12 protein-coding genes are annotated in these 13,214 nt (G+C 70.0%); 9 read left to right on the top strand and 3 right to left on the bottom strand.

Annotated elements, in window-relative coordinates; all coding sequences use genetic code 11:
* Positions 1 to 16: 16 nt before the first annotated feature.
* The gene (locus ACXC9Q_RS07100; RefSeq protein ID WP_457055658.1) at positions 17 to 970 is read left to right on the top strand and encodes a quinone oxidoreductase family protein; all 954 of its coding nucleotides are present in this window, start codon (positions 17 to 19) and stop codon (positions 968 to 970) included.
* Positions 971 to 988: 18 nt separating this feature from the next.
* Positions 989 to 1,420: an organic hydroperoxide resistance protein gene (locus tag ACXC9Q_RS07095; RefSeq protein WP_457055657.1), complete on the top strand. Its 432-nt coding sequence runs from the start codon at positions 989 to 991 to the stop codon at positions 1,418 to 1,420.
* Here the strand turns inward: ACXC9Q_RS07095 and ACXC9Q_RS07090 are convergent, their stop codons facing one another.
* The 3 genes from ACXC9Q_RS07090 to ACXC9Q_RS07080 form a co-directional block, all read right to left on the bottom strand.
* Positions 1,421 to 2,245, bottom strand: a complete 825-nt coding sequence (locus ACXC9Q_RS07090) for a helix-turn-helix domain-containing protein (RefSeq protein WP_457055771.1) — start codon at positions 2,243 to 2,245, stop codon at positions 1,421 to 1,423. It abuts the gene before it with no gap.
* Between the two features lie 125 nt (positions 2,246 to 2,370).
* Positions 2,371 to 3,468, bottom strand: a complete 1,098-nt coding sequence (locus ACXC9Q_RS07085) for a flavin-containing monooxygenase (protein ID WP_457055656.1) — start codon at positions 3,466 to 3,468, stop codon at positions 2,371 to 2,373.
* A 77-nt stretch (positions 3,469 to 3,545) separates the two neighbouring features.
* Positions 3,546 to 5,201, bottom strand: coding sequence for a LuxR C-terminal-related transcriptional regulator (locus ACXC9Q_RS07080; protein WP_457055655.1), 1,656 nt, complete (start codon positions 5,199 to 5,201; stop codon positions 3,546 to 3,548).
* Positions 5,202 to 5,240: 39 nt separating this feature from the next.
* Here ACXC9Q_RS07080 and ACXC9Q_RS07075 point away from each other — a divergent pair, with 39 nt between their 5' ends.
* The 7 genes from ACXC9Q_RS07075 to ACXC9Q_RS07045 all read left to right on the top strand — a co-directional run bounded on the left by ACXC9Q_RS07075 (position 5,241) and on the right by ACXC9Q_RS07045 (position 13,189).
* On the top strand, positions 5,241 to 6,824 hold the full coding sequence (locus tag ACXC9Q_RS07075; RefSeq protein ID WP_457055654.1) for an ABC transporter substrate-binding protein: 1,584 nt from the start codon (positions 5,241 to 5,243) through the stop codon (positions 6,822 to 6,824).
* 12 nt (positions 6,825 to 6,836) lie between these two features.
* Positions 6,837 to 7,847: an ABC transporter permease gene (locus tag ACXC9Q_RS07070; RefSeq protein ID WP_457055653.1), complete on the top strand. Its 1,011-nt coding sequence runs from the start codon at positions 6,837 to 6,839 to the stop codon at positions 7,845 to 7,847.
* A complete protein-coding gene (locus ACXC9Q_RS07065; protein WP_457055652.1) occupies positions 7,847 to 9,736 on the top strand; it encodes a dipeptide/oligopeptide/nickel ABC transporter permease/ATP-binding protein in 1,890 nt (629 codons plus the stop codon). Before ACXC9Q_RS07070 ends, ACXC9Q_RS07065 begins: the two co-directional genes overlap by 1 nt.
* Positions 9,737 to 9,798: 62 nt before the next feature.
* Positions 9,799 to 10,710, top strand: coding sequence for an oligopeptide/dipeptide ABC transporter ATP-binding protein (locus ACXC9Q_RS07060; protein WP_457055651.1), 912 nt, complete (start codon positions 9,799 to 9,801; stop codon positions 10,708 to 10,710).
* Positions 10,711 to 10,733: 23 nt separating this feature from the next.
* Complete coding sequence (locus tag ACXC9Q_RS07055; RefSeq protein ID WP_457055650.1) at positions 10,734 to 11,861, top strand: alanine racemase; 1,128 nt, start codon at positions 10,734 to 10,736, stop codon at positions 11,859 to 11,861.
* The gene (gene cuyB, locus ACXC9Q_RS07050) at positions 11,858 to 12,574 is read left to right on the top strand and encodes a cysteate racemase (protein ID WP_457055649.1); all 717 of its coding nucleotides are present in this window, start codon (positions 11,858 to 11,860) and stop codon (positions 12,572 to 12,574) included. The genes ACXC9Q_RS07055 and cuyB overlap by 4 nt, the downstream gene beginning before the upstream one ends.
* Positions 12,575 to 12,580: 6 nt before the next feature.
* Positions 12,581 to 13,189 carry a helix-turn-helix domain-containing protein gene (locus ACXC9Q_RS07045; protein ID WP_457055648.1) on the top strand — a complete coding sequence of 203 codons (609 nt, stop codon included), beginning with the start codon at positions 12,581 to 12,583 and terminating at the stop codon, positions 13,187 to 13,189.
* Positions 13,190 to 13,214: the final 25 nt, after the last annotated feature.

Raw genomic sequence — 13,214 nt, 5'->3', positions numbered from 1 at the left:
GTGTATAGTACGGTGTATGCGAGCTATTCAGATCACCGAGTTCGGTGGACCCGAGGTCCTGAAGGTCAGCGACGTCGCGGAGCCGGTCGCCGGTGACGGCCAGGTCCTGATCACTGTCGATCGCGCCGGCATCAACTACGCCGACACGCATCAGGTCGAGAACAGCTACCTCTCGAAGACGGAGCTCCCGCTGATCCCGGGTGGTGAGGTCGTCGGTCACACCGAGGACGGCCGCCGCGTGGTCGCCCTGGTCGGATCCGGTGGGTACGCCGAGAAGGCTGTCGCGCACGCGCCGTACGTCTGGGACGTCCCCGAAGGTGTCACCGACGGTCAGGCGCTCGCCCTCGTGCTGCAGGGCACCACGGCCTGGCACCTGCTCAAGACCTCCACGCATCTTCAGCCCGGTGAGTCCGTCCTGGTGCACGCGGGTGCCGGCGGGGTCGGCTCGCTCGCCGTACAGCTCGCCAAGTTGTGGGGCGCCGGCCGCGTGATCGCGACCGCTTCATCGGACGAGAAGCGCAAGCAGGTGCTCGAGCTCGGCGCCGACGCCGCGATCGACGGTACGCCGGACGGGCTGAAGGACCGCATCATCGAGGCGAACGGCGGCAAGCACGTCGACATCGTGCTGGAGATGGTCGGTGGCTGGACGTTCGACGAGTCGTTCGCCGCGCTGGCCCGGTTCGGCCGGCTGGTCACCTTCGGCGCCGCGTCCCGCGAGTCCGCCGCGCCGATCGACCCGAGCCGGTTGATGAAGGGCTCGAAGACGATCGCCGGCTTCTGGCTGGCCGACTGCTTCGCCAACCCCGCGTCGCTCGGTGACCCGCTGGCCGAACTGTTCGATCTGACCGCGGCCGGCAAGCTCCGCCCGATCGTCGGCGGCGAGTACGCGCTGTCCGACATCGCCACCGCCCACCAGGACCTGCGAGCCCGCCGCACGGTCGGCAAGCTCGTGCTCGACCCCTCCCACTGAAAGCTGGAGACCCAACACATGACGATCGCAGTAGAAAAGGTTCTGTACACCGCTCACGCCACCGCCCACGGCGGTCGCGACGGCAAGGTCGCGACCAACGACGGGAAGCTCGACGTCACCGTCGCGCCGCCGGTCGAGATGGGTGGCAACGGCCAGGGCACCAACCCGGAGCAGCTGTTCGCGGCCGGCTACGCGGCCTGCTTCCACAGCGCGCTGAAGGTGGTCGCCCGGAGGGCCCGCCAGGACGCCGACGGCTCGACCGTCACCGCCGAGGTGGGCATCGGGCCGATCAACGGCGGCGCCGGCTACGGCCTGGAGGTCGCGCTGGTGGTCAGCCTGCCCGGCGTCGAGCGTGCGGTCGCCGAGGAGCTCGTCGCGAAGGCCCACGAGGTCTGCCCGTACTCCAACGCCACCCGCGGCAACATCAAGGTCGACCTCAAGGTCGAGTGATCAGTCGATCCGCGCCAGGGCCTCTTTGAGCAGGCCCTCGGTCGCCGAGACGGGTGCGGCCGCGATCGTGAGCCCCTCCATGATCGCGACGTACTCGTCGACCTCGTCGAGCTTGTCCAGGTACAGCGCACTGGCCGCGTGCTCGATGTAGACGACGTCCGGCAGGTCGCCCTCGGGGAACCGCAGGATGCTGAACGCGCCACCAGCGCCCGGATACCCGATGCTGCTGAACGGCATCACCTGCAACGTGATGTTCGGCTGCGCGGCCCACTTGAGCAGGTGCTCGATCTGGGCCCGCAGGACGTCCTCGCCACCGACCGGGCGGTGCAGCACCGACTCGTCGATGACCACCCACAGGCGGGCCGGGTTCGGCCGGGTCAGGATCTGCTGCCGGGTCACCCGCAGCGCGACCCGCTGATCGACCTCCGCACTCGGCAGGTACGACTTACCGAGCTGGACGACGGCACGCGCGTACTCCTCGGTCTGCAGCAGGCCGGGGACGAACATCACCTCGTAGGTCCGGATCAGCGTCGCCGCGACCTCGAGGCCGACGTAGTTGGTGAACCAGCTCGGCATCACGTCGCCGTACCGGGACCACCAGCCCGGGTTGTTCGCGGCCCGGGCCAGCTCCATCAGCCGGAAGCGTTCCTCGTCGTCGGCCATTCCGTAGAGCTCGAGCAGGTCGCTGACATCGCGTTCCTTGAACCCGACCCGGCCGAGCTCCATCCGGCTCACCTTGGACTCGGAGGCGCGGATCTGCCAGCCCGCGTCGGCGCGACTGATCCCGGCCTGCTCGCGCATCCGCCGCAGCTGTCCGCCGAGCATGATCCTGAGCGCGGTCGGACCGCCGTCGCCACCACTCACCGTCAAGAGTTCACCCGCACCCTCGCTTCGCTCGGGGCCGGTAGAAACGCCCGCACCCGTCCACTCACCCATTTCAGCCCGCGATGCTACCGCCTGTCCACGGCAACGGGCCGGTCGGCGCTCCGCCGAGCGAGATCGCGGATCCGCCGGACCAGGTAGCGGGCGTCCCGATCGACGCCCTGGATGGTCGATGACGCGATCGCGTACTGGAAGTCCAGGCCGAGGAACAGCAGCCCCGGCTCGTCCGGCGAGACCCCGCGCACGTGCCGCGGCCGCCCGTCGTCGGAGCACACCGGCAGGTCGATCCAGCTGTGGTCCGGAACGGAACCGGTGCACCACACGACGGTTGTGACGTCCTCGAGTACGTCGCCGTCCGCCGTCACCGGCAACCCGCCACGGACGCCTGCGATCCGGCCGAGCCGGGTGATGCCGGCCGCGTCGAGGTGTGCCAGCTTGTTCCGGGTCAGCGGGAGACCGTTCTGCTCCGCGTTCGCGATCGCCTTCCGTCCGACCGACCGCGCGCGGGTGAACACGTACTTGAAGAGGAACATCACCAGCGGCGTGAACAGGCGCCCGGTGGTCGAGTCGATGTCGACCGGCACCTGACCCGGGTGGCGACCGGCGAGCAGGGTGCGATGCGTCTTCACCGCCTCGAGAGCGATGTCGGTCCCGGAGTTGGCAGCGCCGACCACGAGGACCGTCCCGTCCGCGAGCTGCTCCGGGTTCCGGTACTCCATCGAGTGCAGCTGCCGGATCGCGGGATCGAGCTCGCCCGCGAACGACGGCCGCAGTTCCTTCGTGTGCATGCCGGCCGCGACGACGACCTGATCGGCGTGCCAGGTGCCGTCACTGGTCTCGATCACGAAGCCCTGATCGTCGCGGGACAGCCGCGTGACCCGGACACCGGTCCGGACCGGCAGCTCGTGGTGAACGGCGTACCGCTCCAGATAGTCGGCCATCTCGTCGCGCGTCGGACAGTCCCGCGTGCCGATCCGCAACCCCGGCAGGCTGGCATAGCGCGGCCGGCTGAACAGCCGCAGCGAGTCGTACCGCTTCCGCCAGCAGTCACCGACTCGCTGATCGGCATCGAGTACGACGAAATCCTCGCCCGCCTGGCGCAGGTAGTAGCCCATCACCAGGCCGGCCTGTCCGGCTCCGATCACCACAGTCCCGACCCTGTTCATGAACTCACCGTAGGGCCGTCCGGTCAGCCGTACATCCACCGATCACGCCAACTCAGCCCGGAGGCGACTGGTCATTTCTACCCAGTCAACCCGTGCTCATACGCGTACGCCGTGGCAGCTGCCCGGCTGTTCACCCCGAGCTTCCCGAAGATGTTGCTGACATGCCGGGCGATCGTCCGTTCGCTGAGGAACAGCTGCTCTGCAACCGCCCGATTGGTCGCCCCTGTCGCGAGTAGCTGCAGTACCTCCAGTTCCCGCGGGCTGAGACTGCTGCTGTTGTCCGACGGGTCGGCCATTGTCAGGTCGCCGTCGGCGCCGAGGCGTTGGAAGACGGCTCGGGCGCCGTCCAGTTCCATCTGCTCCGCGTCGACGTCTCCGAGCTGCCGGCAGGCATCTGCGACCAGGAGCCGGGTGCGGGCACCCTCGTACGGCATCTCCAGCCGCTGCCACCACGTCCACGCCCGCCGCAACGGTGGGATCGCGCCCTGCGGGTCGCCGCACGCGATCCGCACCGCACCCTCGGAGTACGCCGCCAGCGCTTGCAGGTACGGCGACTCCGCCCGCGCGAACTCGTTCAACTCGGCCGCCGTCTTGCGAGCCGTCTCGCGGTCACCGCACTCGATGGCGAGCTCGACCCGCGCCGCGAGCAGCAGCGGGCGGTTCGGGGACAACGGGTCCTCGGCCAGCGCCCGCTCGAGACCGGCGATCGCAACGTCGAACCTGCCTTGCTCGGCCCGCAGCCGGGCCAGACCGGGCTGGACGTCCAGACCGTCTCCGGCTGCCAGCTGATACGCGCGTTCGGCCGCCTCGAAGTTGCCGCGCTGGCGCTCCACCTCCGCGAGCCGGTACCACGCCGATCCGACCGTGCCCGCCGACAGCCGGCGGCAGGCGTCCTCGGCCGCCTCGGCGGCCTCGCTCCAGGCGCCGCGAAACTGGAGGATCTGGGCGCGGTGCACCAGGCAGGCACCGCGGTAGGGCACCAGGCCGGACTGCGAGTCACACCAGCCGGTGAGCGCGCGCGTCCACTCCTGTGCGCGGCGGATGTCGTACATGTTCAGGCAGAGCGCGATCACCGAGCAGTACGCCATCCCGGTGACCTCGGGACCGACGCGCCCACCGGTCACGTGCACCATCGCTTCATCCAGGGCGAGGAGAGCCTCGGCCCCGCGGCCGAGCATCGCGAGGCAGTTCCCGCGACCGAGCGCGGCCAGCACGATCATGTCAGGCTCGGTCGCCCACTGCCGGCTCTGCTCGAACAAGGGCAACGCGGTAGCGGCGTCACCTGAGTTCATCGTCAGCGCGGCCTCGGCCATCGCAAGTCGACCGGTCAGCTCGACGTTTCCTGCCGGCACCAGGCGCATGATCCGCGCCTGCCAGCCGGCCGCCCGCGCGAGGTCACCGCGCTGCTGCAGGTGAAACCCCAACCAGAACGCGCTCCGGATCGCCTGCTCGACCTCTCCCTCGGCCAGGTGTCCGTCATACGCCTGCTCCCGGTAGCGGACGACTTCGTCATCGCGCCCCAGTACGAACGCCGCCACCGCCAGCCGATCCAGCTCTGCGGGCTGCAGTGGCGCACGTCGGCCGGCCGCGGTCAGCGCCGCGTACTCGGCCGGCCAGTCGTCCTGCTGCATCGCCCCCATCACCCCGGCCAGCGTACTGCGCGCGGCCTGGATGCGATGCGCCAAATCACCTCGCGGGAATTGGTCGATCGACCAATTCGCGGCCGCGATCACGCTCCTACTCTACGGAGAAGGCGACTGGAGGAGGTTCGGATGCGCACCATCAAGCACTGGCAGGGGCTGTTCGTCGCGGCGGCGGTCGTTGCCGCGGGCACCGCCTGTTCGACTGGTGCGGACTCGTCGAGCAGCACGGGCACCACCGTGCGGTACGCGATCCGCAGCGACCCCGGCGAGCTGGATCCGTCCCAGTCGACGAACTCGGCGGGCCAGCAGGTGGCGGGTCTGGCGTACGACGCCCTGGTCGCCCTGACCGGCGACGGCAAGATCGTGTCCAACCTGGCGAAGAGCTGGACGTTCGACGCCTCGTCCGCGACGTTCACCCTGAACAAGGGGGTGAAGTGCGACGACGGCCACGAGCTGACCGCGTCCGACATCGCCAAGAACTTCGAGTGGATCAAGACTCCGGCGAACCATTCGCCGCTGCTCGGGTCCGTGCTGCCCGGCTCGGGCTACACGACCACCGCCGACGACGCGGCCGGGACCTTCGCGATCAAGTACGCCGAACCGAGCGGCTTCATCCTCGAGCAGTTGTCCAAGGTGCTGATCGTCTGCCCGTCGAGCATCGGCAACCGGTCGAAGCTGGCCACCGGCAGCGACGGGACCGGGCCGTTCACGGTGACCGCCGCGGTGCCGGGCAAGTCGTACGACTTCGCCGTCCGCGACGGCTACACCTGGGGTCCGGACGGGGCCGGCACCGGTGACGCGAAGTTCCCGCACAAGGTCACCGTTGTGGTGTCGACGAACGAAACGACGGCGGCGAACCAGTTGCTCAGCGGCGAGCTGAACATCGCCGACATCCGCGGCCCGGACACACCCCGCCTGAAGGACCGGAAACTGTTCGAGCGCGGCTACTTCCACATCACGTCGGAGCTGTTCTTCAACCAGGCCCAGGGCCGGCTGCTCGCCGACGAGGCTCTGCGCAAGGCGCTGGTCCAGGGTGCCGCGCTCGACCAGGTCGCGAAGGTGAACACCGGCAATCTGGGCTCGGTGGCGACGCGGCTCACCGACGGCGGCGGCGAGCCGTGTGCGGACGACGTCACCACCGGTGTGGTTCCGGCGTACGACGTGACCGCGGCGAACGCCGCCCTCGACCGGCTGGGCTGGACGACCGGTGCCGACGGCAAACGAGCCAAGGACGGCCGGCCGCTCGAGCTGACGCTGATCTACCCGAGCAACGCCCAGAGCTCGGTCTCGGCCGGACAGTTGCTCGCCTCGTTGTGGGAGAAGAACCTGCACATCGCGGTCCGCACACAGCCGCTGACTCCGGCCGCGATCGACGGGAAATGGAGCCAGGCCGGCAACTGGGGCGACGTGGCCCTGGCCCGGGCGTCGGACCAGCTGCCGTCCAACCTGGTCGGTCAGTTCTCGGGGGCAACACCGCCCAACGGCACCAACTTCTCGGCGGTCGCCAACGCGAAGTACCGGGATCTGGCCGGCCGCGCCTACGGCCAGCCGGGACAGCAGAGCTGCGCGCTGTGGAACGAGGCGGCGAAGGCCCTGCTGAGTGCCGCCAACGTGCTGCCGGTCGCGGCCCAGAACTCGATCATCTTCGGCAACGGAGTGAGCTTCGAGGTCGGCGCCGGAGCGGTGATCCCGACCAGCCTCCGGCTCGGGTAAGGACACAACGTCATGGCCAGCACGGAGACAGCCGGCCGGCTCACCCAGTCCGGGACACAGCGCCCCGGCTGGGTCACGAGCCCCTGGCTGACATTCGCGGCGCGGCGGTCGGGGCGGCTCGTCGTCGCGACCGGCACGTTGCTCACGCTCACCTTCCTGATGCTGCACCTGGTCCCTGGTGATCCGGTCCGGTCGTCGCTGCCGCCAGGTGCGTCGGCCGAGCTGATCCGTGCCAAGCGCCACGAACTGGGGCTGGACAAGTCGCTTCCGGCGCAGTTCGTGGACTATGTCGGCGACGTACTGCACGGCCAGTTCGGGACCTCGGTCGCTACCGGCGAGCCGGTCGGCAGCATCGTCGCGAACCGGCTCCCACCGACCGTGCAGATTGCGACTCTGGCGTTTCTGACGATCCTGGTCATCGCGCTGCCGACCGGTATCGCGGTGGCGGTGCTCACCCGCAGTGGTCGGCGGCGATCGCTCGACGCACTGTTCACCTTCGGGACCGGGTTCGTCGGGGCGATTCCACAGTTCCTCAGCGCGGTCGGTCTGGTCTTCGTCTTCTCGGTCACCCTCAAGTGGCTGCCGGTGGCCGGACGGACCGGCGTACCGAGTTACATCCTGCCGATCGTGGCGTTGTCCGCGGGGCTGGCCGGACACCTCGCCCGGATCGTCCGGGTCGAGACCCTGGTCGTGCTGGAGAAGGACTACCTGCGGACCGCGCGGAGCAAGCGGCTGTCGGTGGTACGCACCTACGGACGGCACGCTTTGCCGAACATCCTGACCTCGGTTCTCACCATCAGCGGCATGATGCTGCCCGGCCTGATCGGCGGCACCGTCCTGGTCGAGAGCGTCTTCGCCTGGCCCGGCCTCGGGACCACCCTGGTGCAGGCGATCCTGGCGCAGGACTACCAGGTCGTGCAGGGCATCGTGCTGCTGCTCGGAATCATCGTGCTGGTCACCAACCTCGTGGTCGACGTCGCGCTCGCGTTGATCGACCCCCAGTCCTCGATCAGGAGTACCTGATGCAGATCAGGATGCGACGGCGCGGAACGCGCACGAGTACGGCGACGATCGGACTGGCCGGTGCGGTCGTCCTGCTGCTGGTGGCGGTGATCGCTCCACTGCTGTGGTCCGGGCGGGCGACGGTGCCGGACACCGATCACCTGCTCGAGGGCATGAGCGCACACCATCTGCTCGGTACTGACGGCCTTGGGCGTGACGTCTTCTACCGGGTGATGGTCGCGACCAGGACCAGCCTGTCGCTGGCGTTGCTGTCCGCGGTGTCCGGTGCGGTCTGCGGTGTGCTGTTCGGCGCGCTGTCGACGCTGCTGGGCCAGCGGGCGCAGCGGATGTTCTCCAGCGTGCTGGCGATCTGGCTGTCGTTCCCCGATCTGCTGCTGGTGATGTTCCTGTCCGTCATCGTCGGTGTCGGCGGTGGCGGAGCCGTGGTGGCGGTGGCGATCGCATTCGCACCGAGCTTCGCCCGGCTCGCCCAGACGCTGTCGTCGTCGGTGGTCACCCGCGACTACATCTCCGCCGTCCGGCTGATGGGCCTGTCGCGCACCCGGATCCTGATCCGGCACGTGCTGCCGAACGTGGCCGAGCCGCTCATCCTCAACACCACGTTCGCGATCGGTGGTGCACTGCTGTTCCTGTCCGGCCTGTCGTTCCTGGGACTGGGTGTCCAGCCTCCGGCGTACGACTGGGGACAGATGCTGGCGCAGGGCCTCGACAGCATCTATCTCAGCCCGCTCGCGGCCTTGGCTCCGGGGGTGGCGATCGTGATCGCCGGCGTGGTCCTGAACTTCTGCGGCGAAGCGCTCGCCGCGCTGGCCGGCCGGCGTCAGGTCAGCACCCGCAAGGTCAGTCGCTCGTCAGCGGCGTCCGAGGAGGTACCACCGGCCCTGGCAGCGGTCGGCGACCAGGTGCTGGATGTCGAGGGACTCCGCGTCGCGGTGCCGGTCGAGGACGGGATGGTCGAGGTGGTGCGGAACTTCGGCCTCCGCCTGTCCAGGGGGGAGATGGTAGGAGTCGTCGGCGAGTCCGGCAGCGGCAAGAGCATGTCCGCGATGGCCGTCGCCGGTCTGCAGCCGCCGACCGCCGAGATCCGGGCCGGGACGTTCTCGGTCGGCGGCACCGATCCCCGTCGGCTGCGGCCGGCTGCGGCCCGTCGGCTGTACGCCAGATCGCTGGGCATGATCTTCCAGGATCCGATGTCCTCGCTGAACCCGTTGATGACAGTCGGTGCCCAGCTCTCGGAGGGCGTGCGGATCCATCGCCGGCTGAGTCGGTCCGCGGCCCGGCAGCTGGCCGCCCGGCGGCTGACGGAGGTGCGGATTCCGCACGCCGAGCAGCGACTCGGCGAGCGGCCGCACCAGTTCTCCGGCGGTATGCGCCAGCGCGCGATGATCGCGATGAGCCTGATGTGCGAGCCGGACCTCATCATCGCCGACGAACCGACGACCGCGCTCGACGTGACGATCCAGGGCGAGATCATGAAGCTGCTGGCCGACGCGAACTCCGCCGGCGTCACGGTTGTCCTGATCTCGCACGACATCAGCCTGATCCTCGACGTCTGCGACCGGGTCGTGGTGATGTACGCCGGCCGGATCGTCGAGGAACTCGCGGCCCGCGACGTCACCACCGCGGCCCGGCATCCCTACACGCGGGCGCTGCTGCGCTCGGTCCCGACCATGACCACCGACCGTCAGTTGCCGCTGGCAACCATACCGGGGCGGCCGCCGACCAGGAACGACGAGGCGGCCGGCTGCCCGTTCGCTCCGCGCTGCGATCGATCCACCGAATCTTGCACCGAATCGATGCCGCCGTTGGAGCAGGTCGGTCCTGGCGCCCGCCTGGCGTGCTGGCATCCGGTGGCGACGACCAGCGTGAGCGGGGCGATGCCTCGATGACGGCCTTGGCGGTCGAGGGTCTCTCGGTTCGATACGGTTCCCGGCGCCACGGTGCGCCGGCAGTGGACACTGTCACTCTCGAGGTACCGGCGGGCGGATCGCTGGGCGTGGTGGGGGAGTCGGGATCCGGCAAGTCCACTCTGGCCAGGGCGATGGTCGGGCTGTTGCCCTCCTGCTCCGGCCGGATCGTGCTGGACGGCCGTCCGGTCGGTTCCGGTCGCGCCGAGCTGGCGAGGCTGCGGTCCGCGGTCCAGTTGGTGTTCCAGGATCCATCGTCCTCGATGAATCCGCGGATGCGGATCGGCGACGCCATCACAGAGGCGGTGCTGGCCACCGGCAGGACCACACCGGCGGCAGCACGAGCGCGGACGGCGGAGCTGCTGGATCTGGTCAGCCTGGACGCCTCGGTGGCCGACCGGCTGCCGGTCTCGTTGTCCGGCGGCCAGTGTCAGCGGGCCGCGATCGCGCGAGCGCTGGCGACCTCTCCGCGCTTCCTGATCGCCGACGAGATCACCTCGGCGCTGGACGTGTCCGTGCAGGGGTCGGTGCTGAACGTTCTGCGCGACGTACAGCGCGAGCTCGGCCTCGGCCTGATGTTCATCTCGCACAACCTGCCGGTGGTGCGGTACGTGAGCGAGCGGATCGCGGTCATGTTCGCCGGCCGCGTGGTCGAGTCCGGTCCGACCGACGCCCTGATCGACGAGCCACAGCATCCGTACACCCGCGAGTTGCTCGCCGCCGTACCCGGCAGCGGTCCGACGGCCGGCGCCGAACCAGCGCCGTCTGCGCAGATCGGGCCGGCAGAATCCGCCTGCCGGTTCGCCGCCCGGTGTCCGCAGGGCCCTGGGGTCGTCGCCGACCACGAGATCTGCCTGCGGATCGACCCGCGGGACGGCGCGGACCGGCGGGTCCATGCCGCGGCCTGCCACTTCGCCGCGGAGAACCCGGAGTTGCTGAGGGTGGGTCGCCGGTGACGATGCACGCGAGTGGAGGACCTGTGCTGTCGAACGACGGCGAGGCCGGACTCGACGAGCTGGCCGAAGTCAGCGTCGACGGGCTGACCTCGCCCACGCTGGTGGTCGACCTCGACCGGGTCGAGACGAACCTCGGCTCGATGACCGCCTCGGTCACGAGCCGGGGAGCCGCCCTCCGGCCGCACGCCAAGACGCACAAGTCGGTGAATCTGGGCCGGATGCAGCTCGAGTACGGCGCGACCGGGCTGACCGTCGCGACGCTGTCCGAGGCAGCGATGTTCGCAGCCGCCGGCATCGACGACTTGTTCGTCGCCTATCCGGTCTGGCCGACCGGCGACCGATTGCGAATGCTCACGATGCTGAGGGCATCGACGCGGCGGCTCAGGCTCGGCGTCGACAGCTCCGAGGGCGCGGCCCGGGTTGGTGCGGCAGTGCGATCCGCCGGAGCGCCGGTCGAGGTGCTGGTCGAGGCGGACTGCGGGGGTGGACGCAGTGGCGTCCGGTCGGTCGAGGCCGCTCTCGCGGTCGCGCGGTCGGCGACGGAGGCCGGCTTGGACGTCGTCGGGGTGTTCACTCATGGCGGCCACTCGTACCGCAGCCGGGACGGCGTCGGTGCGGCGGCCCAGGACGAGGTGCTCACCCTGCGCCGGTACGACGAGGCGCTCCGCGCCCACGGGTACGACGTCCGCGAGCTCAGCGCCGGATCGACGCCCACCTCGCACCAGGACGAGCGCACCGGAGTGACCGAGGAGCGGCCGGGGACGTACGTCTTCAACGACCGGTTGCAGGTCCGGCTCGGAGCGTGCGAATGGTCCGCGGTCGCACTGACCGTTCAGGCGACGGTGGTCAGCGTCGGCCGCGACCACGTGATCGTCGACGCCGGAGCGAAGGTCCTGTCCAGCGATCTTCCGGCCGGCCTGGAGGGGTACGGCGTGCTGCCCAAGTACCCGGCGGCGGTGATCAGCCGCCTCCACGACCATCACGGCGTCGTGCTGCCCGGTGACGGTCCGCGGCCGCGACTGGGCGAGACGGTGGTCGTCGTACCGAACCATGTCTGCCCGGTGGTCAACCTGGCCGACCAGGTGCAGATCGTGTCCGGTGGCAAGCGGGCCGACCCGTGGCCGGTGGACGGGCGAGGACTGGTCACGTGACGGACGCGGTATCGACGATCGGGATCCTCGGGGGCATGGGTCCGCTGGCGTCCGCCGAGTTCTACGGCCGGTTGATCGAGCTCACGCCGGCGGCCGGCGATCAGAGCCATTTCCCGGTCGTGCTGTGGTCGGACCCGTCGACGCCGGATCGCAGCGCGGCCATCCTCGGTGACGGTGTGGACCCGACCCCCTGGCTACGGCAGGGGCTGCGGGCGCTCCAGCGGCTCGGCGCGACGCTCATCGCCGTACCGTGCAACACCGCCCACCACTTCCTGCCGGCCGCAGCCGACGGGATCGCCGTGCGGGTTGTCGACATGATCCAGGAGACCTCCGACCATCTCGCCCGGCACCGTCCGCGGGTACGGCGAGTCGGTCTGCTCGGTACGCCGGGACTGATGACATCGGGCCTGTACCAGCGCCGGTTGGAGGCCGCCGGGATCGACTGCGTGACCCCCGACGAGCTGCAGTACGGCCGCATCCTGGAGGCGATCAAGGCGGTGAAAGCCGGCGACGACCTGGCCCACGCCGGCACCGTCCTCACCGAGTGCGCGCTAGCCCTGGGCGCCTGCGACGCCATCCTCGCGGCGTGCACCGAGATCCCACAGGCGCTGAGCCGGGTGGAACACGGCCTGCCGATCGTCGATCCGGGCCTGATCCTGGCGCGGCGAACGATAGATTTGGCGACGGAGCAACGAGGCCGGACAGGACGGTGACGTGCGGTGACCCTTCGAGCGCGGAAGCTCGGCGACGCCGAGCCGCCGGGTGACGCCGCCGACGAGTCGGCGGCGGTGGGAGCGACCATCCGGCGGCTCCGGCGGGCGCGGGAGATGTCGGCGGCCGAGCTCGCGCAAGCCGCCGAGCTGAGCCCGGGCGCGATCAGTCAGATCGAGTCCGGCACCACGCAGCCGTCCCTGCCCGCCCTGCGCCGGATCGCCCGTGGCCTGCGGGTGCCGGTGTTCCAGCTGCTGCTCGAGGACGAGAAACCGAACGGGCAGGTGGTCCGCCGGTCGGGGACCGGCCAGCGCGGCCGGGGCCAGATCGCGTACGACGTCCTGACCCCGGACACCGACGGTGAGCTAGAGGTGATCGAGGTCCGGCTCGCCCCGGGTCAGTCCACGGCGGATCGGCCGGTGTCGCATCCGGGGGAGGAGTGCCTGGTCGTGGTGGAGGGTGACGTCACCGTCGAGATCGGGGCGGAGACCTACGACCTGGCGCGGCGCGACGCTGTGACGTTCCGCGGCGAACGGCCGCACCGGGTCATCAACTCCGGCGCCCGTGACGCACTGGCGATCTCGATCGTGACCCGTTCGCCGCGGGCGGTCGACTGACGCCGCCGTCTGTGCGAAGACCCAA

The organism is Kribbella sp. CWNU-51, from assembly GCF_054073265.1.
This window is presented reverse-complemented; position numbering and strand designations above follow the sequence as displayed.